General features: G+C 56.8%; 19 protein-coding genes. 15 read left to right on the forward strand and 4 right to left on the reverse strand.

All coding sequences use genetic code 11. The annotated features are described in order from the left end of the window. Positions 1 to 215: hypothetical protein (locus Q1J43_RS05250; protein ID WP_301101336.1), on the reverse strand; the 215-nt coding region annotated here is incomplete at its 3' end. Positions 216 to 366: 151 nt separating this feature from the next. Between Q1J43_RS05250 and Q1J43_RS05255 the strand changes: the two genes are divergently transcribed. After that, positions 367 to 1,161, forward strand: a complete 795-nt coding sequence (locus tag Q1J43_RS05255) for a M90 family metallopeptidase (RefSeq protein WP_301101337.1) — start codon at positions 367 to 369, stop codon at positions 1,159 to 1,161. A 139-nt stretch (positions 1,162 to 1,300) separates the two neighbouring features. Beyond that, positions 1,301 to 2,518: an HDOD domain-containing protein gene (locus Q1J43_RS05260; protein ID WP_301101338.1), complete on the forward strand. Its 1,218-nt coding sequence runs from the start codon at positions 1,301 to 1,303 to the stop codon at positions 2,516 to 2,518. A 49-nt stretch (positions 2,519 to 2,567) separates the two neighbouring features. On the opposite strand, the gene Q1J43_RS05265 is transcribed toward Q1J43_RS05260, so the two are convergent. Together Q1J43_RS05265 and cysS are read right to left on the reverse strand one after the other, a co-directional pair. Then, positions 2,568 to 3,206 (reverse strand): MBL fold metallo-hydrolase, encoded by a 639-nt coding sequence (locus Q1J43_RS05265; protein ID WP_301101339.1) that lies wholly within the window; start codon positions 3,204 to 3,206, stop codon positions 2,568 to 2,570. Positions 3,207 to 3,291: 85 nt separating this feature from the next. Continuing rightward, positions 3,292 to 4,683 (reverse strand): cysteine--tRNA ligase, encoded by a 1,392-nt coding sequence (gene cysS / locus Q1J43_RS05270; protein ID WP_301101340.1) that lies wholly within the window; start codon positions 4,681 to 4,683, stop codon positions 3,292 to 3,294. A 121-nt stretch (positions 4,684 to 4,804) separates the two neighbouring features. On the opposite strand from cysS, the gene Q1J43_RS05275 reads away from it, so the two are divergent. From Q1J43_RS05275 to Q1J43_RS05340, 13 genes are all read left to right on the forward strand, one after another. Further along, complete coding sequence (locus Q1J43_RS05275) at positions 4,805 to 5,911, forward strand: tetratricopeptide repeat protein (protein WP_301101341.1); 1,107 nt, start codon at positions 4,805 to 4,807, stop codon at positions 5,909 to 5,911. Next, on the forward strand, positions 5,881 to 7,119 hold the full coding sequence (locus Q1J43_RS05280; protein ID WP_301101342.1) for a L,D-transpeptidase family protein: 1,239 nt from the start codon (positions 5,881 to 5,883) through the stop codon (positions 7,117 to 7,119). Before Q1J43_RS05275 ends, Q1J43_RS05280 begins: the two co-directional genes overlap by 31 nt. After that, positions 7,119 to 7,685: a peptidylprolyl isomerase gene (locus Q1J43_RS05285; protein ID WP_301101343.1), complete on the forward strand. Its 567-nt coding sequence runs from the start codon at positions 7,119 to 7,121 to the stop codon at positions 7,683 to 7,685. The genes Q1J43_RS05280 and Q1J43_RS05285 overlap by 1 nt, the downstream gene beginning before the upstream one ends. 9 nt (positions 7,686 to 7,694) lie before the next feature. Continuing rightward, entirely contained in the window at positions 7,695 to 8,186 is a 492-nt protein-coding gene (locus Q1J43_RS05290) for a peptidylprolyl isomerase (protein WP_301101344.1), read from the forward strand. Positions 8,187 to 8,212: 26 nt separating this feature from the next. Next, positions 8,213 to 8,953, forward strand: a complete 741-nt coding sequence (locus Q1J43_RS05295; protein ID WP_301101345.1) for a UDP-2,3-diacylglucosamine diphosphatase — start codon at positions 8,213 to 8,215, stop codon at positions 8,951 to 8,953. 61 nt (positions 8,954 to 9,014) lie between these two features. After that, entirely contained in the window at positions 9,015 to 9,887 is an 873-nt protein-coding gene (gene nadC, locus Q1J43_RS05300; protein WP_301101346.1) for a carboxylating nicotinate-nucleotide diphosphorylase, read from the forward strand. A 426-nt stretch (positions 9,888 to 10,313) separates the two neighbouring features. Beyond that, entirely contained in the window at positions 10,314 to 12,029 is a 1,716-nt protein-coding gene (locus tag Q1J43_RS05310; protein ID WP_301101348.1) for an alpha/beta fold hydrolase, read from the forward strand. A 248-nt stretch (positions 12,030 to 12,277) separates the two neighbouring features. Further along, positions 12,278 to 13,231, forward strand: coding sequence for a flagellar filament capping protein FliD (gene fliD / locus Q1J43_RS05315; protein WP_301101349.1), 954 nt, complete (start codon positions 12,278 to 12,280; stop codon positions 13,229 to 13,231). Positions 13,232 to 13,427: 196 nt separating this feature from the next. Next, the gene (locus Q1J43_RS05320) at positions 13,428 to 14,852 is read left to right on the forward strand and encodes a bifunctional enoyl-CoA hydratase/phosphate acetyltransferase (RefSeq protein WP_301101350.1); all 1,425 of its coding nucleotides are present in this window, start codon (positions 13,428 to 13,430) and stop codon (positions 14,850 to 14,852) included. A gap of 371 nt (positions 14,853 to 15,223) precedes the next feature. Then, positions 15,224 to 18,109 (forward strand): adenosylcobalamin-dependent ribonucleoside-diphosphate reductase, encoded by a 2,886-nt coding sequence (locus Q1J43_RS05325; protein WP_301101351.1) that lies wholly within the window; start codon positions 15,224 to 15,226, stop codon positions 18,107 to 18,109. A 136-nt stretch (positions 18,110 to 18,245) separates the two neighbouring features. After that, positions 18,246 to 18,614 (forward strand): XRE family transcriptional regulator, encoded by a 369-nt coding sequence (locus Q1J43_RS05330; protein WP_301101352.1) that lies wholly within the window; start codon positions 18,246 to 18,248, stop codon positions 18,612 to 18,614. A 1-nt stretch (position 18,615) separates the two neighbouring features. Next, entirely contained in the window at positions 18,616 to 19,932 is a 1,317-nt protein-coding gene (locus tag Q1J43_RS05335; RefSeq protein WP_301101353.1) for a type II toxin-antitoxin system HipA family toxin, read from the forward strand. A gap of 142 nt (positions 19,933 to 20,074) precedes the next feature. Further along, positions 20,075 to 20,338: a helix-turn-helix transcriptional regulator gene (locus Q1J43_RS05340; RefSeq protein WP_301101354.1), complete on the forward strand. Its 264-nt coding sequence runs from the start codon at positions 20,075 to 20,077 to the stop codon at positions 20,336 to 20,338. Between the two features lie 383 nt (positions 20,339 to 20,721). On the opposite strand, the gene Q1J43_RS05345 is transcribed toward Q1J43_RS05340, so the two are convergent. After that, positions 20,722 to 22,425 carry an ABC transporter ATP-binding protein/permease gene (locus Q1J43_RS05345; protein ID WP_301101355.1) on the reverse strand — a complete coding sequence of 568 codons (1,704 nt, stop codon included), beginning with the start codon at positions 22,423 to 22,425 and terminating at the stop codon, positions 20,722 to 20,724. Positions 22,426 to 22,781: the final 356 nt, after the last annotated feature.

Here is a 22,781-nt window from a genome sequence, read left to right on the forward strand (position 1 = left end):
CTGGAAAGCGTCATCTCCAATCCACTGTTATAGCTTTGCAGCTGATTCGTGATGAGTAGCAGTTGTTGTTTAAGGTCAGTTGAAACCTTTTTTTCCATCTGATTAATGGTGAACTGAACCAAAAAAAACGTGCTCCCAATCAGGGTAGTGGCCAGTACCAGCAACACCGACAGGGTAAGCTTGACCGCCAAGGAGGCATTGCGCAGAACGTTCATTTCACTCTCCTAAATGTTGATGATTCAGCAGGCCGATATATAGTGATGGTGCGATTTCCACAGATTACCTGATCTAAACTCAATTTGAGTAGTTTAATTATGGTCGCCAGATTTCACCATCCCGATACCACCATTAAGCTCCGCTAAACCAATGACCATCGGCAAACTCATCCACTGGCTGCGCGAATCAAATCAGCCCCATCCTTTGCCCGACGCTCTGTGGGAAGCAACGCTGGCCACGCTGCCCTTTGTCGACCCACTGGACCGAGAAGAAAAATCACGTTTGCGCAAGTTGAGCAAAGCCTTCCTCGCTGAAAAAGAATTTACCAGCGCCGGTGGCCTGGAACTTAGCGATGTCATATGTGTTTCGATTGCCGTGCAGGGTTGTCTGCCAATCCTTAATCTCGGCCTGGAACGATATCGCGACTGGGTTGGCATCATCGTCTATCCAGATGAATTCATTATCCCGCGTAGCGTCGAAGACGAATTCGGCATCGTCCATGAGTACAACGACATTGCCTCGGGCGAAGCCTGGGAGGGCGGCCCCTTGCTCGTATCCTGGCGCGATGCACAAATGGCCGGCTCAGGTTATAACGTTGTCATTCACGAGTTCGCGCACAAGCTCGACATGCAGAGCGGCGAGGCCAACGGCATTCCGCCACTGCCGGCGAACGTCTCGCGCACGGAATGGGAAGCAGCGCTGCTCGCCGCCTACGACAATTTCTGCGCGCGAGTTGATGTTGCCGAGGAAAACGGCGAAGACTTCTACGCAACGTCCCTGCTCGACCCCTATGCCGCCGAGAACCCCGGCGAATTCTTCGCCGTCATGAGCGAGACTTTCTTTGAAACACCGGATATCCTGCGTCAAGCCTACCCGACGCTCTACGTGCAGATGAGCCGCTTCTACCGGCAGGATCCGGCCGCACGCAGTGACGGGGTTCGCTAACAACCGGTTTGCCCTGGCTTCCAAGACTACAGCTTGATCCATAACTGCCGATATGGGCTAGAATGCAATGCGTGTCCAATCTGAGCAACTTTGCATAAAACAGAATCAACTCCGCGAAAACACCAAGAGCACTCCATATATGCCAGAACCTTACTTTTTCTTTCGCCCGATTCTCGCTGCCGACCGCAGTTGGGCCGCCATTGACTGGCAATCCCGGTCACCCTTCACAACCGAAAGCGCCGACCTTGCGCGCTGTTTTTCCGAATCGACCGCTGCACCGCTGGCCGACATATTTCCCATGGTTGCGCCACTCAATCCGGCGGCTATGGAACAAAATTCGTTTTTCGACAGATTTGATGCCAGGCAGGTCGTTTTCGTTCTTCCCGCCACAAGTCTTGAAAACTCACAAACCTTGGCCAGGTGCAAGTACCTTCGCACCCAGGGCAATCGCTTCGGCCTGCACATAGACCATGGCGAACTGCTAAGGAAAGTGCCGGTTGCCGCGTTTGACTCTCTGTGGCTTGATGCGACGTTCGCCCGCCAGGAACTCTCGGCAAATGACTTGTCTTACACTAAAGACGCTGGATTCCACAAGATCGCCACCAGCGTCGCTTCGTATGAAATGTTCAGTTGGCTGACCGAGAAGAAGTTTGACTGGTCTGACAGCCACTTCCTGGCGACACAAAATCCGCTTTACGCCAAAGAGCCTGATCTCACACGCTTTAAGTTGCTCCGGCTGTTAAACCTGGTCAGACAGGACGGCGACACGCGTGAGATTGAGGGAATCTTCCGTGAAGAACCGAAGCTTTCTTACAATCTGCTCCGTCTAGTCAATTCGGTTGCTGTGGGCGCCAGAACCAAGATCAGCAATTTCTCCCAGGCGATCGCGATACTCGGACGTCGCCAGTTGCAGCGCTGGCTGCAGTTGCTGATTTATGCCAATAATCTGGCCGATGGCAATGCGCCCAACCCCCTGATGCAGCTCGCCGCCGCGCGTGGACGCCAGATGGAACTGCTCAGTGCGGCAATCGTTCCACAACCCGACATTCCTGATCTATGCGACAACGCGTTCATGATCGGGCTGTTTTCTCTGCTCGAGGTGTTGATCAATCTACCGATGAAAGACGTCCTCAAGGAACTGCCATTGCATGACGAGGTTGTCGACGCCTTGCTCTCTGGGGGCCAGGGTGGAGTTCTCGGCCAGCTTCTTGCAGCAATCATAACCAGCGAAGCGGGTAATTTTTCAGGCGCGGAAACGATTCTTTCCGGCCTCGGAATCAGCCCCGCAATGCACGCAAAATCGCAGATTACAGCCCTCTACTGGGCTAGTCGAATAAACATCAACAATCACGACTGACCCCCTGACCTCCCGGCGGCGAACCTTAAACAGCGCGGTTGCTGCCGGATCACTCACCGCAAAAAGGATTGCTGCGCCGTTCGCTGCCGAAGGTCGACATCGGCCCGTGCCCAGGGATGAAGGCAACATCGTCGCCAAGCGGCCACAGTCGTCCATGGATAGACGCAATCAGTGCTGCGAAATCACCTTTCGGAAAATCCGTACGTCCAATCGAGCCCTGGAACAAAACATCACCGACAATGGCCAGTCGACCGGGAGCATTGAAAAAGACCACATGTCCGGGCGTATGCCCCGGGCAATGCAAGACCTCCATTTCGACCTGGCCGAAACTGACGCGATCACCCTGCTCCAGCCAGCGATCTGGCGTAAAAGCGCGCACATCCGGAAATCCAAACATCCTGCTTTGCTCCGGCATGCCATCAATCCAGAACTGATCTTCACGCTGCGGACCTTCAATCGGCAGGGAAAACCGATCGGCCAGCTCAGCAACGGCCCCGGCGTGGTCAATATGCCCATGGGTTACAAGAATTCTTTCCAGAACAACCCCGTTTTTTTTCACCGCGCTCAGGATGCGCGCAATGTCACCACCAGGATCAACCACTGCTGCGCGCAGCGTCTGATCACACCACAGCAGGCTGCAATTCTGTTCAAACGGCGTGACTGGAATGATCTGATATTTTATGCCCATGAATGCTATCGCCTGATGCTCGAAAAAGAGCGCGAAGTATAGTAGCTGAGTACTATTTTGTATCGTCCGCCAGTTGCAGTTGCGATCAGGCGCGGCGCCAGATCGTCCCCTGCGCACCATCCTCAAGCACAATACCGGCGGCCAGCAGTTCGCTGCGAATACGGTCGGCTTCGCTGAAGTTTCTGGCTTTCTTGGCGGCAATCCGTGCAGCGATCAGTGCTTCGATCCTGTTGGCTGAGCATTCAGCCGCAGCGCCCTGGCCCTCCCCTCCCACTGGCGCGGCCTGCAGAAAGGTCTGTGGATCGCGTTTGAGCAAGCCAAGCAGGCCGGCCAATGCACGCAGTTGCCCGGCAAGCGCCGGCGTCTTGCTACGGTTGAGTTCGGAGGCCAGATCAAAGAGTACGGCGCAAGCTTCGGACGTATTGAAGTCGTCGTCCATTGCCTGACGAAAGCGCCGGGCATGGGCATCGCTCCAGTCAACCGGAACATCCTCGGACTTGACGGCCTTGAGCGCGGTATAGAGCCTCGCCAATGCCTGACGTGCATCATCGAGATGGATGTCGGAGTAGTTGAGCGGGCTGCGGTAGTGCGCGCGCAGGATGAAGAAACGCACCACTTCAGCGTCGTATTTCTTGAGCACTTCGCGAATGCTGAAGAAATTGCCGAGCGACTTGGACATCTTCTCGTCATCGATACGTACAAAGCCGTTGTGCATCCAATAATTGACGAAACGGCAATTATTGGCGCCTTCGGACTGGGCAATCTCATTTTCGTGGTGCGGGAACTGCAAATCCTGGCCGCCGCCGTGGATGTCAAAATGTTTGCCGAGCAGGTCGGAACTCATCGCCGAGCATTCGATGTGCCAACCCGGCCGGCCCCTGCCCCAAGGCGAATCCCAGAACGGTTCGCCTTCCTTGCCGTGCTTCCACAAGACGAAGTCGAGCGGATCCTGCTTGGCCTGTTCGACGTCGACCCGTTCGCCTGCACGCAGATCGTCAAGCGACTTGCCGGAAAGCTTGCCGTAACCGGGAAACTTGCGCACCGAGAAGTTCACGTCGCCGTCGCCCGCCTGATAGGCCAGTCCATTGCTTTCAAGCTGACCGATCAGCTTCTGCATCTGCGGCACATACTCGGTGGCGCGTGGCTCAAAGTTGGGTTTCTCGACGCCGAGCGCCGCCGCGTCTTCGTTCATGAATCCAATGAAGCGCCCAGTCAACTCCCCGATCGTCTCTTTGTTTTCCAGCGCACGCTTGATGATTTTGTCATCGATATCAGTAATATTTCGCACATAGGTCACCTCCAGGCCACTCGCCCGCAACCAGCGTTGAACCATATCAAAAACAACCAGAACACGGGCGTGACCAAGATGGCAGTAGTCGTAGACAGTCATCCCACACACGTACATGCGAACCTTGCCGGGTTCGATGGGGACAAAGTCCTGCTTTTCTCTGACCAGAGTATTGTAGATTTTCAGCATTCTTCGGCTCACGAGAACGCCCCATGAAAAAACGGGAGCATAAGGAGTACTTTGGATTCGACGCGCTTCTTGTTAGAATTAGGCGGTTAAGTCACCAACCCTTGAGAAGTATACCATAACGATGCGTCCCACCTCCCAAACGCCTTCACTGGCGCGCTTTTCAGCCATTATCCTTGGCCTGGTTCTGAGCGCTTCCGTTTCCCTTGCACAGGCCCAATCCCTGCCGGACATCCAGCGTCTGATGAAACAGAATCAGATGCCGCAAGCCCTTGAAAAAGTTGACCTGTATATTTCGAGCAAGCCGAAGGACGCCCAAGGTCGTTTTCTGAGAGGACTGATCCTGACCGACCTGGGACGCCCGGCCGACGCCATTGCGGTATTTACCAAGCTGACCGAGGATTTTCCCGAGTTGCCCGAGCCGTACAACAATCTCGCCGTGCTTTACGCCCAGCAGAAGCAATACGACAAGGCGCGTTCCGCCCTTGAGATGGCCATCCGGACGCATCCGAGCTACTCCATCGCGCATGAGAATCTTGGTGATGTTTACGCCAAACTCGCCAGCCAAGCCTACGACAAGGCGCTCCAACTCGACTCATCGAACGCTGCGACGCAAACGAAACTGTCGATGATCAAGGAGTTGATCAGCACCTCGTCCAAGCCAAGTGCCAAACCAGGAACGGCGGCCACACGCCCGGCAGTCGAGCCGCCGGTGAAGCTTGCAGCAGCAGAAGCACCCAAAACGGCGCCTGCAGTAACAACACCCTCGGCCCCGCCGCCACCTCCGGCAGTCAAATCCGCTGAAAAAGCGTCCGAAACGGTTGCCGCCGTAAAACCTTCCGAAACCAAGACGCCTGTAGAAAAAGCAGCGCCAGCCTCCTCCGCGGCAGGAAACGAATCTGATGTCACCAAGACCCTGCTCGGTTGGGCCAGCGCCTGGTCGCGCAAAGATGTGAAAAGTTATTTGAGCTACTACGCCACCGATTTCCAACCCCCCAACGGCATGGCGCGCAAGGCGTGGGAAACCGAGCGCGCACAACGCATCGACAAGCCGGGCAAATTGCAGGTCAAAGTTGAAGACATAAAAGTTTCAGTCACTGGCGACAAGGCCACGGTCAGATTTCGCCAGAGCTATACGTCGGCAACGCTCAAGTCATCCGCCGGCAAGACCATTGTTTTCGTGAAAGCAGCCGGAAACAAATGGCTCATTTTGCAGGAACGCGTCAGTTGATGCGGAGAGTCACGCTCGCTATCGCTTTCACCGCCCTGGTTGGCGTGTGCGCTACGGGGTCGATTGTTGTTGCCAGTTCAAGCAAGCCACCAGTCACTTTTTCAGACTCGGGTCCGGAACCTCAGTTGTCCAGGATTCTTGTCGAGATTGAGAAAAACCATCTCGACACAGCGCTTCAACGGACCGAAACGCTGCTGCAACAGTATCCGAATTTCCGTCTGGCTCACCTGATCAAGGGCGACCTGTTGCTAGCCCGTAGCATGCCGCTGTCAACCTTCGGCAATGCCCGAAATGCGCCAGAGGAGAAACTGACCGATCTGCGCGAGGAAGTCGTTGCCCGTCTCAAGGCCTACCGCAGCCGGCAGGCTACCGCTGACTACGTGCCGCGCTATCTGATGCAAATGCAGCCCGGCCAGGAACACGCGATCGTTGTCGATACGCAAAAGTCGCGCCTCTACCTCTACCAAAACGACAATGGCCGGCCACGCTTTGTCGCCGACTACTACATCACGCACGGCAAGCTGGGCGCCGATAAGACCCGCGAAGGCGACAAGAAGACCCCGGTCGGCGTCTATCATGTCACCTCCAGCCTGCCCCTTAATAAACTTGGCGACTTTTACGGCAGTGGCGCCTTCCCGATCAACTACCCCAACGAATGGGACAAGCGTCAGGGGCGTAATGGGCACGGCATCTGGCTGCATGGCACGCCGTCGGACACCTTCTCACGCCCACCCAAGGCTTCTGACGGCTGCGTCGTTCTGGCCAACACCGATCTCGACGCTCTAGCCAAGAATTTACAGATCGGTCTGACACCCGTCATTATCAGCAATTCGGTCGAATGGCTTTCATTTGACGACTGGCAGAAGGAACGTAGCACGCTCAACAAGAAAATCGAAGAATGGCGTAACGATTGGGAAAGCAGGGATGTTGGCCGCTACCTGAAACACTATTCGAAGAAATTCCAGAGCAAGGATCAAGACCTCGAGCAGTTCGCCCAGCAGAAGCAGAAGGTGAATGCCGGCAAGGAATGGATAAAGGTCAAGCTCTCCAATGTCTCCATGTTCCGCAATCCGGGCAAGGAAGAACTGGTGATCGTCACCTTCGAGCAGGACTACCAGAGCAACAACCTCAACAACCAGATGAAAAAACGTCAGTACTGGGTCAGCGAAGACGGTACCTGGAAAATTATTTTTGAAGGAGCAAGTTGATGAAGCACGTTCTTGAGCTGCTGCTTGCTGCAGGACTGTTTGTTTCAGCCGCAGCGATAGCCGCCCCCACCGTCGAAATGCAGACCAGCATGGGTACCATCGTCATCGAGCTCAACTCGGAAAAAGCCCCGATCACCGTCAAAAATTTCTTGCAATACGCCAAGGACGGCTTTTACAACGGCACAATCTTTCACCGCGTCATTGATGGTTTCATGATCCAGGGGGGCGGTTTCCTGAAAGACATGAGTGAAAAGCCAACCGCCAGCCAGATTCTCAACGAATCAAAAAATGGTCTGAAAAACGAGCGTGGAACGATTGCCATGGCGCGCCGCGCCGAACCCCACTCGGCCACCTCGCAGTTTTTCATCAACCACCAGGACAACTCCAATCAGCTTGACTACCCGTTAAATGGCGGCGGTTACGCCGTGTTTGGCAAAGTGGTTCAAGGCATGGACGTGGTCGACAAAATCGCCAAAGTGCCCACTGGCAACCGCGCGATGCACCAGAATGTGCCGATCGAACCTGTCATCATCCAGTCAATCAAAATCAACCCTGATAAAAAGTAAGGCATTTTCATGATCAAGCTGCACACCAACTTTGGCGTCATAACCCTTGAACTCGACGCTGAAAAAGCACCGGAATCGGCAAAAAATTTCCTTGCTTATGCCCAGGCCGGACACTATGACAACACGGTTTTTCACCGCATCATCCCGGGCTTCATGATCCAGGGTGGCGGCTTCGAGCCGGGTATGAAACAGAAACCGTGCCAGGATCCGATCAAAAACGAAGCCGACAATGGTCTGAAAAACGACGCCTACACGGTCGCCATGGCGCGCACCTCCGATCCGCACTCAGCCACCGCGCAGTTCTTCATCAATATCGCCGACAACGACTTCCTCAACTACACGGCACCGAACGCCAATGGCTGGGGTTACTGTGTCTTCGGCAAGGTGGTCGAAGGCAACGAGGTGGTCGACAAGATCAAGGACGTAAAAACCGGCAGTACAGGATTCCATCAGGACGTGCCGAAAGAGGACGTCATCATCGAGCGCGCTGAAGTCAACTGAGCAGCTCGTTCGGGTCTGAATCGGCCGTGCTCCACTTCATTTCAGACCTGCACCTGTCGCCGCAGGCGCCCGGCGCCACCCGTATCTTTCTTGATTTTCTTGGCGGTCGCGCACGCGCCGCCGAGCATCTTTACATCCTTGGCGATCTCTTTGAGGTCTGGCCGGGTGACGACTGCATTGATGATGTGCAGGACGGCTTCAATCATGGAATCATCAATGCCCTGCGTGCGCTGACCGATTGCGGCGTCAGACTATCGGTGATGCACGGCAACCGAGACTTCCTACTCGGCAACGAATTCGCCCTACGCAGCGGCGCCAGCCTACTGCCTGACCCCTACGTGCTGTCGCTGCCCAGTTGGCAGTTTGTCCTCTCACACGGCGACCTGCTGTGTACCGACGACACCGACTACCAGATATTTCGTACGCGGGTTCGCGATCCCGCCTGGCGTGTTGCCTTTCTCAACAAATCGCTGCAAGAGCGTAAGGCCATTGCCACCGCGCTACGCCAGCAGAGCGAAGATTCAAAGCGCGAAAAACTGAAACTGACGCAGTACATGATGGATCTCAATCCCGCAGACACGGAGGATTTCCTGCGCCATCATGGCTATGCCACCTTCATTCACGGTCACACCCACCGCCCGGCAAGGCACGACCACCTGGTTGACGGCATTCATGTCGAACGCTGGGTGATGTCGGACTGGCACGAAGATCACGGTGAATGCCTGAGCTGGGACGGGCGTCAGCTCAGTCGTGAAGTACTGCGCTGACGGCGCCTGAACGCCAGATGATAAAATCCGGCCTTCCTTACTCTTGCCCTGTGGAGTCTTCATGAACTCTTCACTTTCCGAGGCTGCCCTGCTCGCTGCTGAAATCGAGCGCAATGTTGCTGTCGCCTTGGCCGAGGACGTCGGTAGCGGCGATCTCACGGCTCAGTTGGTTGCTGACGATGCCATCGGACGCGCCACCATTGTCTCCCGCGAAAACGCTGTGTTGTGTGGCAGAGCATGGTTTGAACACTGCTTCGCCAGACTCGACCCCACTATTTCGATCATCTGGACAGCCGCCGACGGCGACCGGGTCGTTCCCGACCAGATTCTGTGCGAAATTGAAGGCCCGGCGCGCGCCCTGCTCACAGGCGAGCGTACGGCACTGAACTTTCTGCAACTGCTTTCTGGCGTAGCGACCAAGACACGCCAGTATGCTGACGCCATTGCCGACACCCGGGCGCAGGTTGTTGATACCCGAAAAACACTTCCCGGCTTGCGTCTGGCACAAAAATACGCCGTCAAGTGCGGCGGCGGCAGCAATCATCGCCTGGGTTTGTACGATGCAATTCTGATCAAGGAAAACCATATCCTCGCTGCCGGCGGCATTGCTGCTGCAATGGCCACGGCAACACGGTTAGCCGTGGCGACGGCCGGCCAGTGCAAGTTCATTCAGGTCGAGGTCGAAAACGCCGCCGAGCTGAATCAGGCGCTCGCCGCCGGCGCGACAATGATTCTGCTCGACAATATGAGCCTTGACCAGATGCATGAGGCCGTCGCGATTACTGCGGGTCGTGCCGTACTTGAAGCCTCAGGCAACGTCACGCTCGAAACACTGCGCAGCATTGCCGAAACAGGCATCGACCGCATCTCGGTTGGCGCTTTGACCAAGGATGTTCATGCTCTCGATCTGTCGATGCGCTTTCAGGCTCAGTAAATACGGGTGATCTGGCGGTACGCACCGGTTACTCCACGTTGTATGCCACTGACGCAGGGTCTATAGTGGTTCTAAGACCTTGGTAAGGAGTGCGTCATGACCTTTTTAGATTCCCCGATTGGCCGCTGCGAGGCTGAACACACGATTGTCCTAACCGACCAGACGCAGCAACAATGTGTCTTGGAGCATGGCTGTCCGCCGGGACGTCGTTGTCCGCTGGATGGTTGTTTCGCCAGAATTTCAGGTTTGAGTGAGACGCAGTTCCCTGAAAAAACGACGCCCGGGTAACGTGGTTTTGAAATTTCCAAAGGCTGCTTTGCTTAGGCTGGAGGGGTGCCGCGCCCGGTCTGCTTCGGAGCGGCGTTGTCTCTGTCAATGGAGGGCGTTATGGGCAGTAACGGTTTATTGAGAAAACAGGACTTCGCCATGGATCTAACGGGAGTCAGTACCTATGAAGGTTTGATGGCCAGGCTTCAGCAGCGCCTCGACCCTTTTGGCGTGACAACGTCAATTCTCAATGCTCAGGTGGCGTGGATGATGCATCCGCAGGAGTTTGCGCGGGCGCTCAGCGCGATGTCCAGCGATGTCCTGGCCATTCAGACACACCTCATGCGCCGCGCCTTCGGTTTGGCGAGTGACGATGTGATCAAACCGCATGCCGATGATGCTCGCTTTGCCGACCCGGTGTGGACTGAAATACCAAGCTGGGACATCATCAAGGAGTCATACCTTGGGTTTACACATCGGCTTGAGGACATGCTTTTCGAAACCCCCGGTCTTTCCGACAAGGAGCGCCGGCGGGCGGCTTTCTGGGTGAGAAAGTGGCTCAACGCAATGGCGCCGACCAATTTCTTTTTCACCAACCCGGTTGCCATGCGCAAATGCCTTCAGAGCAATGGAGATAGTCTAAAGCAGGGCTTCAAGAACCTGCTACGCGATATCGAAGCAAAAAACATCCGCATGGTCGAAGCCGATGCCTTTACGGTGGGAGTTGATCTGGCCACAACGCCGGGGCGGGTGGTTTTCCGCAACCGCATGCTTGAGTTGATCCACTACACGCCGACAACCGCCAAAGTGCACGCAACACCTATCGTCATCATCATGCCCTGGATCAACAAGTTCTACATCCTGGATTTGACGGCCAAGAAGAGTCTGGTCAAATACCTCACCGACCAGGGCTACAGCGTATTCATCACAAGCTGGAAAAACCCGACTGCCGAGATGGCAGATGTCAGTTTTGACGACTACCTGCTCGAAGGTGTCGATCAGGTGGTCGGTGCCGTGTGCAAGCTGTGCAAGGTGCCGCAGGTCAATCTGACCGGGTACTGCATTGGCGGCACCTTGGTAGCGACCTACATGGCCTGGGCCAGTCGCCACTATGGTGAGAAAAATATGCCAGTGGCTAACTGGACCTTATTCACCACCCTGACCGACTTCTCCAAGCCGGGTGACATTGATGTGTTCATCGATGAGGGCGCGATTCGTTCGCTCGAAGCGAAAATGGCGAAAGTCGGCTATCTCGACGGCAACGACATGGCATCGAGCTTCCGTCTTTTGCGCTCAAACAGCCTGGTCTGGCACTATTTCGAGAAAAGTTATCTGTTTGGTGAGCCACTACCTGCGTTTGACGTGCTGTTCTGGAATATGGACACGACGCGCATGCCGGCCGCCATGCACTCCTTCTACCTGCGCGAAATGTACCTGAATAACAACCTGATGAAGCGTGATGCACTGACCATCGCCGGCGAGCCGATCGACCTTGATCGCATCACCCAACCGCTTTATGCGGTAAGCGCCGAGGACGATCACATCGTTCCCTGGCGACAGTCCTACCGTATCCGCAAGTACATCAACGTCAAGGCGCCGGTACGTTTCGTTTTGTCCACCTCGGGTCACATTCTTGGCATCGTCAATCCGGTGGTCAATCCACCCAAACGCGCTTTCTGGGTTGCTGAACCCGAACGTAACGAGCATTTCGAACACTGGTTCGGAAGAGCCGGGAAAACCCAGGGGTCGTGGTGGGAAGACTGGCTGGCCTGGCTCACGCCGCAGTGCGGGCCAATGGTCGCGCCACCCGACACCAAGGCCAACAACTATCCTGATCTCGGTCCTGCGCCGGGAACCTACGTATTCGAAAAATAGCCTCTGCAACATCTGGAAATTGTTGCAAGCACTCCAGACTTCACCCAAGCGACCGGCCATTTCGACCCAGACGAGCGGCAATTTTTGCCGCTGCCCTGGTCGACGCGTCTTCCGAAAGCTTGCTTTTGGACCCTCCAGCGGTACTGGAAACAACTGGCCCGTATATTGCGTGTTGAGAATATGATTCTCATTGAACGGCGCCCGTTAGCGAGTCGCCTGATCTTAATAATGTTGCAACAGGAGTCGCCATGTCACCTTTATCCATTACCCTATTCAGCCAGGCTCAGCCAAGTAGCATGTCAGAAACCAGGCGCGCCACGACGCCGGAAAGCGGTGACTTTTCATCGTCGCTTTCTCTGCGCCTGGCCGCATTTCAGGCGCAGTCGGTCAATTCACTGCTCGGTTCGGTTTTCAATGGGGGCCAAGCATCCTCAGGACTCGATTTTCTGACCAGCGCAAGCGATCCGCTTTCGCTCCTTGGCGCCTCGACCTCCAGCCAGGAGCTTTCGGCCAGCGGCCTTAATATGTCGCTCTTCGACCCGCAATCCGCTTACCGAATGATGAGCGTCATCAACACCAAAGACGTCACCTACAAAGCTCAGTTCTCTGAACTGAGCGAAATGAAAACCGCTGTTGCCGGCTTGCAAGACGCTGGACAGACGCTGGGCAGCGTCAACGCTGCAATGGACAACGAGGCCATCAATGCCCAGCTTCAGACCTTTGCCGGGAAGTACAACGAATGGATCAAGCGCTTTGACGCAACGGTGAAGAGCGATGGCGTGCTGGCCGGAACTCAAGCCGCCGAAGTTTCACTCTACGAACTCGAGCAAAGCGTCGAGAACCCTTTTAACGGAGCGAAAGACGGCTTTCACGGCCTACGTGACCTGGGTTTTACCATTGATCAGAACACCAATCTCGCCTCATTCGATGCCACCCGACTGGATGCGGCGCTTGCGAGCAACAGGGACGGAACGATCGATACCCTACAGCAGTTCAGCGCAAACTTTGCCAAATCGGCCGAATTGCTCAATTCCCCCAACAATTTCATCCCTAACCGGCTGGCCAATCTGGACCGGGTCATTGACTACATCTCGGACAACAAACCCTCACTCCAGGCTGAATTCGGCTTGGGCGATCCGGCCAAGCCGTCTGCGCAAATCACCAAGGCGCTGGCTGCCTACGATCAGATATTCAAGATCTGAAACTACGGCGCACCCACGCCACCACCGGGCCAGACTTTGCTCCGGACTTGGTCAGCAGCGCTGGCCTGTCCTGCATTCTGCGGATCTTGCAACAAAGATTTGTATGTTGCACCGCAGCAGATTATAATTTCCCGCATGATTTGAAGGGAAGCACCCTGATACACGGCGTGGTTGAAAAAGTCCTTCTCGGAGCGTAATGATGCGTATAGAAACTCACCAGCACTTCCTTGAAAGCCGGATTTTCGACGAGATAAACATCGGCGACAGTTCGTCACTGATTCGCTCGCTACGTGCCGAAGACATCAAACTCTTCGCCATCATGTCCGGCGACATGAATCCGGCGATGGGCGACCAGGAATTCGCCAATAGCGGCATGTTCAGGGAGGTCATCGCGCACGGCATGTGGAGCGCCTCGCTCATCTCAACCGTGCTCGGAACACAATTCCCTGGGCCGGGGACCATCCTCGTTGATCAGGCGCTGCATTTTGCGCGACCAGTACGACTCGGCGACATGATTACCGTTACGGTAACCGCGAAGCAGATGTTCGCCCACAACCAGCACATCATTTTCGACTGCTCATGCATCAACCAGGACGGCATGCAGGTCGTGCATGGCACCGCCGAAGTACTGGCGCCGGCCGAGAAGATGATCACCAAGCGCGTCGACCTGCCGGACATTACCATCTCGGACAAATTCGCCCGCTTGCAAACACTGGTATCGCGCGCCAAGGGACTGTCGCCGATCGACATGGCGGTGGTTCATCCCTGTGACCTGGAATCGCTCAAAGGCGCACTGATGGCCGCCGAAGCCGGCCTCATCGACCCCATCCTGATCGGCCCCGAAACCAAGATACGCGCCATTGCCGCAGAATACAGCCTGGACCTCAAACAACACCGCATCGTCAACGTCAAACACAGCCACGACTCGGCAGCAATGGCCGTCACCCTGATTCGCAACGGCGACGCCGAAGCGCTGATGAAGGGCAGCCTGCACACCGACGAACTGATGGCTGAAGTGGTATCAAAAGCTGCCGGTCTGCGCACCGCGCGCCGCATCAGCCATGTCTTTCTGATGGATGTGCCGACCTACCCGCGGCCGATCCTGATCACCGACGCGGCGATCAATATCGCGCCGACGCTGGAAGAAAAAGTGCACATCATCCAGAACGCTATCGACTTCGCGCACATCATCGGCATCCCGGAACCGAAAGTGGCGATTCTCTCGGCGGTCGAAACCGTAAATCCCAAGATCCAGTCCACGCTTGACGCCGCCGCACTGTGCAAAATGGCCGATCGCGGCCAGATCAAGGGCGGCCTGCTCGACGGCCCGCTGGCCTTTGACAACGCGGTATCGATCGAGGCCGCCAAGACCAAGGGCATCAACTCGGCAGTCGCCGGTCGTGCCGAAATCCTCGTCGTTCCCGATCTGGAGTCTGGCAATATGGTCGCCAAACAGCTCGAATATCTTGCCAACGCCCTCACCGCAGGCATCGTCCTCGGCGCCAAGGTGCCCATCGTACTAACTAGCCGCGCCGACACCGCCGAAACACGCATCGCCTCCTGCGTCATCGCCACGCTGATCGCCCACGCCAACCGCAACAAGGAACTGACGCCGGATTAAGCAAGGGTATCCTCGCCATCAACGCCAGCGCAAAACACCTGCCGCAGCGGGTAACGCGCTTGCCGTGTTACCCGCCGGCGCGCCACACACCGAATTGTGCGGCGCAGTAAAAATAAACTTCATTCCACGCAAATTGGTGATTCCACAGTCTTTTTCTGCCTGTTGCGCATGGTCAACAACAACTACATTTAGTCATTTTCTTGCCTATGGACACTACATGCAGTAGATTTATGTCTTGCCTGACTAAAAAACTCAGCTTTACCCCCTGATGTTCAGAGCACCCCGTTCGCGTCGGTTTGATTTCAATGGTCACCCGTATCGTCCACACCGCACACACCGCAGGCCGTTGCCACAAAAACAGAGAGGAAAACATGAGCCAGAATTCACAGCAACTATCCTTGACCGCGATCGTTGAAATGCCGCAAACCGCGCCCATGGCCGAACAGGAAATTTCCGCCGAAGTCCTGATCGAAAAGTACGCCAAAGGCAGCGAAGCCAGCGTCCATGACGTTCGCCGCCGTGTGGCTCGCGCCCTGGCCGCCAACGAAGAAGAAAAATACCGCGCCAAATGGGAGGAACGCTTCCTGTGGGCGCAGGAAAACGGTTTTGTCCCGGCTGGTCGCATCAATTCGGCCGCCGGCACGCCGTTGGCGGCTACGCTGATCAATTGTTTCGTGCAGCCGGTGGGTGATTCCATCGTCGAACTCGTCGACGGCAAACCCGGCATCTACAGTGCGCTCGCCGAAGCCGCTGAAACCATGCGTCGTGGCGGCGGCGTCGGCTATGACTTCTCGTCGATCCGCCCGCAAGGCGCGCAGGTCAAGGGCACCCAGTCGCGCGCATCCGGCCCGGTCTCCTACATGCGTGTTTTCGACCGTTCGTGCGAAACCGTCGAATCCGCTGGCGCCCGCCGCGGCGCACAGATGGGCGTGCTGCGCTGCGACCATCCGGACATCGAAGTCTTCATCCACGCCAAGGACCACGGCGACCTCTCCAACTTCAACATCTCGATCGGCGTCACCGACCCCTTCATGCAGGCGGTTGAAACCGATTCCGAGGTCGAACTGACACACCGCGCCGAACCCAATGCCGACATGAAAGCCGGCGGCGCCTATCAGCGTGACGACGGCACGTGGGTCTATCGCAAGGTACGCGCCCGTGACCTGTGGGACCAGGTGATGAAGTCCACCTACGATCATGCCGAACCGGGAATTCTCTTCCTCGACCGCATGAACAAGGATAACAACCTCTATTACTGCGAAGTTATCGAGGCTACCAACCCCTGCGCCGAACAGCCACTGCCGCCCTATGGCTGCTGCTGCCTGGGCTCGATCAACCTGACCCTGTTCGTCAAAAACGCCTTCACCAACCGTGCCGAGTTCGACTTTGCTGCCTTCGGCGAAGTCGTCAAGGTGTCGACCCGCATGCTCGATAATGTGCTCGATGTCACCGCCTGGCCGCTCGACCGCCAGCGCGAAGAAGCAGCCAGCAAGCGCCGTGTCGGCCTCGGCTATACCGGCTTGGGCGATGCTCTGTGCATGCTGTGCATGCGCTACGATCGGCCGGAAGCCACCGCCATGGGCGCGCGCATTTCCGAACACATGCGCAACACCGCCTACCTCGCCTCGGTCGAACTGGCCAAGGAACGCGGCGCCTTCCCGCTGTTCAACGCTGAACTGTACCTCTCCGGTGGCAACTTCGCCTCGCGTCTGCCGACCGAGGTCAAGGCCGAGATCCGCAAGCACGGCCTGCGTAATTCGCACCTACTCTCGATTGCCCCCACAGGCACCATCTCGCTGGCCTTTGCCGACAATGCCAGCAATGGCATCGAACCCCCCTTCTCGTGGACCTATAACCGCAAGAAACGCATGATCGACGGCACGCTCAAGGAATACGCCGTCGAGGATTACGCCTGGCGTCTGTACAAGCACATGGGCGGCGATGTCGAGAAGTTGCCCGACTACTTTGTCACCGCGCTCGAAATCTCGGCGCAGGCGCACAAGGACATGGTCGCCGCCGTCGCGCCCTTCATCGACACTTCGATCTCGAAGACGGTCAACGTCCCGGCCGACTACCCCTACGAGGAATTCCAGGACCTCTACATGAGCGCCTGGAAAGCCGGCCTCAAGGGTCTGGCCACCTACCGCCCGAACAGCGTACTGGGCTCGGTGCTCTCGGTCGAGTCGACCAAGCAGGCCGAAGACAAAAAGCAGCCTCAGGACTTTATCAGCGGCGACGCCAACCGCCGCCTGTCGATCAAGAACCTTCCTGCGCCGGTGCTCTCCAGCCTGCGCTGGCCGGGCCGGCCTAAGCTACCGGAAGGCAATATGGCGTGGACTTACATGATTGAGCACGAACTTGGCAAGTTCGCCCTCTTCGTCGGCCATGTCGAGGAAGAAGGCCGCTCATGGCCGTTCGAAGCCTGGGTCAACGGCCCAGCGCAACCACGCGGCCTCGGCGCCGTCGCCAAGACACTATCGATGGACATGCGCGCCAAAGACCACGGTTGGCTGGCATTGAAACTCGAAACACTGGCTAAAACGCCAAATGGCGAAGGCTTTGACATGCATTTCCCGCCGCATGGCGAGCGTCTGCGCATGCCCTCCCTGGTCTCCGCCATGGCGCGATTGATCCAGTTTCGCGTTGAGCAACTCGGCGCCTTCAAGAACGAGGGTCCGACGCCAGTGCTCGATGCCATGTTCAGCCTGAAAGAACCGAAGACCGGTACTGACGGCACCCTGTCATGGACGGTCGACATCTTCAACCCGGCCACCGATGAAGACTTCGTTCTCGGCCTCAAGGAAATCACCCTGCCTGACGGTGTCACCCGCCCCTACTCGGTATGGCTCTCCGGCAACTACCCGCGCGCCCTCGACGGCCTGACCAAGCTGCTCTCGCTCGACATGCGCGTTCTCGACCCGGCCTGGATTGGCATGAAACTTCGGAAACTGCTCGACTACCCCGAGCCGCTCGGCGACTTCATGGCCTTCATCCCCGGCACGCGCAAGCAAACCAATTACCCATCGACAGTGGCCTACATGGCACAACTCATCATCCACCGCTACGCCATGCTCGGCATCCTCGACGAGAACGGTATGCCGCTACAGCAAATGGGCATTCTGCAAACCCCGGTCGGCAGCACGGCAGCCAAACCCACGGCCGGCAAACTGTGCGCCGAATGCGGCAACCACACCATGATCCGCAAGGACGGTTGCGACTTCTGCACTGCTTGTGGCGCGGTAGGGACCTGTGGTTAAGGCTTGTGTAGATGGTCACATGAGTTTGAATCGCACCCCGTCATTTGCCGGGGGCTTCGCAAGATAAGTGAGGAGAGGCCATGTGGCATACACATAGATATTGACCAAACAGCTAATTCCGTTATAATCTATGTGTATGCCAAAAACCGCTCGTGCCCTCCTGCATCTCCCGCCTGCGACGGCTGCCGCCCTCGAAAAACTTGGTGCCGACTTGGCTGTGGCCCGCTTGCGTCGCAAAGAGTCATTGAAGACCTGGGCGAAACGCATGGGGGTTTCTGTGCCCACGCTGCAGCGCCTCGAAGCCGGTGACCCGTCTGTGGGCATCGGCATCATCGCGACGGCGCTCTGGCTCATCCAGCGAGACGGAGAGCTTGGAAATCTCGCGGCGCCTGAGTACGACCGAGGTGCCATTGAGATGGATGTCCGTGAGGCCCTTGAACTAGGCCGCGCGCGTACCCAAGCCTCCGCGGAAGGGCGTACGCGTAAGAACCAGACGACGGGCTAAGATGCGTCTGGACGACCTGTACCTTTGGTACCTGGGTGACCCGGGCACACCGCGCTACGTCGGAGCGCTGAGGCTGGTTGCCGCCGGCAAGGGCGTCTCGTTGCACTACGGCAAGCAGTGGCTAGACAATGGGTTCGCGCTGAGCGAGGACCTGCCCCTCGTCGACATAGGGCACATGCCTCCAGGCCGTCTGGCGGCCGATGCGCAACGCGCGGTCGGCGCAGTCGATGATGCGCGGCCGGACCGTTGGGGCGAGAAGGTCATCCGTTGCGTGGAAAAGCCCAAGCGCCTCTCCCTCATGGAGTATTTGTACTACGCCGGCGACGACCGATTCGGTGCGCTCGGTGTTTCAACATCGTCGAGCACCTACAGCCCACGAGACGTAGGTCCGCTTCCTCGGCTTGACGATGCGCAACAGCTAAGCGAGGTGGCGGCCAAGATTGAAGCTTCGGAACCCATAACCCCCCTGGAAGCCAAGATTATTGCGGGCGGAGGCACTCCGCTCGGTGGCGCAAAACCCAAGGCGCTCATCGACATCGATGGCGAGCAGTGGGTTATCAAGTTCTTCAACAACGAACCCGTCGACACGCCACTCATAGAACACGCGACGATGACTCTGGCCGAGCGCGCGGGCATCACGGTGGCCAAGACGCAGGTCATCCACCTCACCGGGGCAAACGCGGTCGCCATTCGCCGCTTCGACCGCGAACTGGGTATGCGGATTCACAGCATCTCGGCCGGCACCGCCATCCGGGCGGCCACCGCATCGGGCGAGGAGCCAGAGATGGGCTACCCCGAACTGGCGCGGATTCTCCGCCGCGTCGGCATCACCAAAGACGACATCAACCAGCGCGACGCACGCGAGCTCTTCCGTCGCATGGTTTTCAACATTTTGGTCGACAACACGGATGACCACGAAAAGAACCACGCCCTACTGGTCGTGAACCCGTTGAGCAATGGCCGCCTGAAACTGGCGCCGGCGTACGACGTCCTGCCGACCAACTCGGGGCAGGGATACCAGGAATTTATTTGCGGAGCACTGGGCCGAGACTCGACGCTCGAAAATGCAATGTCGCAGTGCGATGCATTCGGTCTGCTGCCCGCGGAGGCCGTGGCCGAAGTTGTCGCCGTCATCGACGTCGTGAACACCTGGCAGGAGCACTTCGCGCAGGCCGGCGTGACAGAGCGCGACATCGAGAGCCTGGCGGAGCGCATCGACGGCGCAGAACTCCTAGCCCAACGCACAGGCTTCGACCAGACTAGATTTCAGTCTGCGCCGGCGAAGAGAAAGCGAACAAGCCCTTTCCGGCGAACTTGACAAAGACTGGCGATAAAAACAACAATGCGACTTATATGACTTTTTAATCTATTTATTAAGACAAATTCTGGATTTAATATGGCGACACCACTGCCCTTACCCGTCAGTCGTACGCTCAAGAAATTGGGGGGCGACCTCGAGCGTGCCCGGCTGCGCCGCAGCATGGCAAGGCATGCTGGCCGAGCGCATAGGTGTGTCCACAAAGACTGTGCAGCGCATGGAACAAGGCCACGCGGGCATCGCGCTACAGCACCTGGCTCGTGCACTGCAAGTCTTTGGTGAACTGGACCGCCTCGGACGGCTGATGGACACTGCGGAAGACTCCATTGGGCTGATGCTTGCTGACGAGAAGCTTCCGCAACGCGCCAGGCCCCCAAAACTCGAAAAAGGCGCTGGCGCCCTATGAAGCCCACCTCTGGCAACAACTCTCGGAGGCTAACTGCTCGATTGGACGTATGCATCGGCAAGGAGGGCGCCGACCTTGGCCGTCTGGCGTACGCAAAGGACGGCACCCGAGAGTATTCAAGCTTCGCTTACTGGTCCCATTACGTCCATCAAAACGTTGTTTGAGCTCGCCAACCGCTTCATGCTGGATGCCAATCAGGCTCGGGCAACTCTTTCTGACGTGCTAAAGGCGATAACGAGTTGGCGGACCGTCGCACTGAGCGCCGAAGTTGGCCTCAAGCCACAAGAACTTGATGATTTTTCGCCAGCATTTGAGCACGAGGAGCTCGACTTGGCCCAATCGCTCCTGGCTTCAAACTATTGACCAAAGAGGCGAACGCAGGGCTACTGCTTCGCGCGGTAGTCTTCCGCTGCATACTGCCGCCATTCCCCGTTACCCAGAAGCTCCAGAACCTGTGGATGGTATTTCAGGATTGAAGGACGATGACCGACACTGATCAGCGTCGTCGTGCTGCCCGCCAGCAGTTGATACAGACTGTCCTCGTTGGCAATATCGAGAGCGCTGGTCGCCTCATCGAGGATGGCGTAGCGCGGTTCGACGCGCAACACGCGGGCAAAAGCCACGCGCTGTTGCTCGCCGACAGACAATACCTTGGCCCAGTCAAGTTCGGCTTCAAAGCCGCCAAAGCGGTCGGCAAGATCAGGCAGATTGACACGCTCAAGCAGACTCTGGAGTTCCTCGTTACTGATCTGCCGGTCCTGCTGCGGATACAACAACTGACTGCGCAGGCTGCCGAGCAGCATGTACGGACGTTGCGGCAGAAATAGCATCTCTCCGGCATCCGGCCGGATGATGCGGCCACTTCCGGAACGCCACAAACCGGCAATGGCGCGTAGCAGCGAACTTTTTCCGCAACCGCTGGCACCGACGATCATCACCCCCTGCCCCGGATCAATGGTCAACGAAAGATCCCTGACCAGAGTTCGCGCATGATTCGGCGTCAGCAAGGTCAGATCTTCGATTGCCAGGTGCGAATTGCTGACAAAAACGATTTCATCCCCTGGCTTGCGCAAACCACCATCTTTCTTAGCAAGGAATCTGGCGAAGCTATCGAGACGATCAATCCCGGCGGCAAACTTGCTGAAGCTTTCAAAGTTATCGATGATCACCGTCAGTGCGCTCAATATCGCGGCAAACGCACCGGCTGCCTGGATCGCCCGCCCGACTTCAAGTTCCCCTGAGAGAACCCGGCTGGCAATGATCGCGTAGGGCAACACAATGGTCATCAGACTGAAGCCGTACTGAAAAAGATTCAGATTCAGTTGCGCGCGGATCAGCTTATTAAAATTGCTGAAGGCCTCATTGAAATGCTGACCGACCTGCCAAGCTTCCTGGGCTTCACCACGATAGAAGGCAATGGCTTCGGCGTTCTCGCGAATACGCACCAGACTGAAACGGAAATCAGCTTCACGCCTGAGCTGATAAAAATTGAGCCTGATGAGAACCTTGCCGAATACCAACACGGTAACCGCCGTTCCGGCAACGGCATAGATGACCAGGAAAAAAACCAGTTCGGTGGATATCGACCAAAGCACGCCACAAAAGGCGATCAGTTGCAGCACGGCACCGACGATGACCAGCAGAAATTGAAGTGATTTCTGGGTAAAGGTGTTGATGTCTTCGGCAACACGCTGATCGGGGTTGTCGATCTCGGCATTGGCATTCAATTCGTAATAAGCCCGATGGCTAAAATAGCTGCCGAGAAAATTTCGCGTTAGCCAGCGCCGCCAGTTAAGACCGAGTTTGTCGCGCACATAGTAATAAAACGCATAAATCGGTATGGCCACGATCAGGATGCCCAGGCATTGCACGATCGACGTCCAGAACCGGTCAGCATCCTTGGCCGCCAATGCCGAGGTGAACTCGCCCGTAAGCTGGTTGAAGAGCACCGAAAACCCGGTCTGCCCCAACAATAACAGCACCAGCAGGACAAGCAGTCCGCGCGCCTGCCATTTTTCTTCACGCAACCAGTAGGGTGCGGCAATTGACCGGAAGCGCCGCCAAAGATGGTAATCAAAGTAGATCATGGACAAGACCTGGCGAACGGCTCGTAACGGTCATTCCTGCCCTCGAAACAACGATATGACCTCCGTTGGGTTTGAGTATCAAACACTGACAGACGATAGTTCATGCGCTGCTCCAGAAATCGACCCCAGGCGGGCGCGCCCGGCGTTCAATCCACCCCGGATCGTCCGTCGATTATCGCGCCCAGAAACTGGCAGGGTCTGTCCTGCAGCGCACATAGCCTTTGAAAAATCGCAGCGCGCCGGGACATCTGCACGCATTTCCAAAAGCCCTTGCCTATGTTCGATAGCGCACGGAAGTTTGTGTAAGAAAGTGGGACAGTGCGTTCGCGTGAATAATCGCCCGGCTTCCGGTTTGG

Source organism: Propionivibrio sp. (genome assembly GCF_029255185.1).
Taxonomy (GTDB): domain Bacteria; phylum Pseudomonadota; class Gammaproteobacteria; order Burkholderiales; family Rhodocyclaceae; genus Propionivibrio.

Excerpts from the sequence above, each read along its gene's own strand:
- Q1J43_RS05255 (WP_301101337.1), top strand. The coding sequence starts at position 367 with ATGACCATCGGCAAACTCATCCACTGGCTGCGCGAATCAAATCAGCCC.
- Q1J43_RS05260 (WP_301101338.1), top strand. The coding sequence starts at position 1,301 with ATGCCAGAACCTTACTTTTTCTTTCGCCCGATTCTCGCTGCCGACCGC.
- Q1J43_RS05265 (WP_301101339.1), bottom strand. The coding sequence starts at position 3,206 with ATGGGCATAAAATATCAGATCATTCCAGTCACGCCGTTTGAACAGAAT.
- cysS (WP_301101340.1), bottom strand. The coding sequence starts at position 4,683 with ATGCTGAAAATCTACAATACTCTGGTCAGAGAAAAGCAGGACTTTGTC.
- Q1J43_RS05275 (WP_301101341.1), top strand. The coding sequence starts at position 4,805 with ATGCGTCCCACCTCCCAAACGCCTTCACTGGCGCGCTTTTCAGCCATT.
- Q1J43_RS05280 (WP_301101342.1), top strand. The coding sequence starts at position 5,881 with ATGGCTCATTTTGCAGGAACGCGTCAGTTGATGCGGAGAGTCACGCTC.
- Q1J43_RS05285 (WP_301101343.1), top strand. The coding sequence starts at position 7,119 with ATGAAGCACGTTCTTGAGCTGCTGCTTGCTGCAGGACTGTTTGTTTCA.
- Q1J43_RS05290 (WP_301101344.1), top strand. The coding sequence starts at position 7,695 with ATGATCAAGCTGCACACCAACTTTGGCGTCATAACCCTTGAACTCGAC.
- nadC (WP_301101346.1), top strand. The coding sequence starts at position 9,015 with ATGAACTCTTCACTTTCCGAGGCTGCCCTGCTCGCTGCTGAAATCGAG.
- Q1J43_RS05310 (WP_301101348.1), top strand. The coding sequence starts at position 10,314 with ATGGATCTAACGGGAGTCAGTACCTATGAAGGTTTGATGGCCAGGCTT.
- fliD (WP_301101349.1), top strand. The coding sequence starts at position 12,278 with ATGTCACCTTTATCCATTACCCTATTCAGCCAGGCTCAGCCAAGTAGC.
- Q1J43_RS05320 (WP_301101350.1), top strand. The coding sequence starts at position 13,428 with ATGATGCGTATAGAAACTCACCAGCACTTCCTTGAAAGCCGGATTTTC.
- Q1J43_RS05325 (WP_301101351.1), top strand. The coding sequence starts at position 15,224 with ATGAGCCAGAATTCACAGCAACTATCCTTGACCGCGATCGTTGAAATG.
- Q1J43_RS05330 (WP_301101352.1), top strand. The coding sequence starts at position 18,246 with ATGCCAAAAACCGCTCGTGCCCTCCTGCATCTCCCGCCTGCGACGGCT.
- Q1J43_RS05335 (WP_301101353.1), top strand. The coding sequence starts at position 18,616 with ATGCGTCTGGACGACCTGTACCTTTGGTACCTGGGTGACCCGGGCACA.
- Q1J43_RS05345 (WP_301101355.1), bottom strand. The coding sequence starts at position 22,425 with ATGATCTACTTTGATTACCATCTTTGGCGGCGCTTCCGGTCAATTGCC.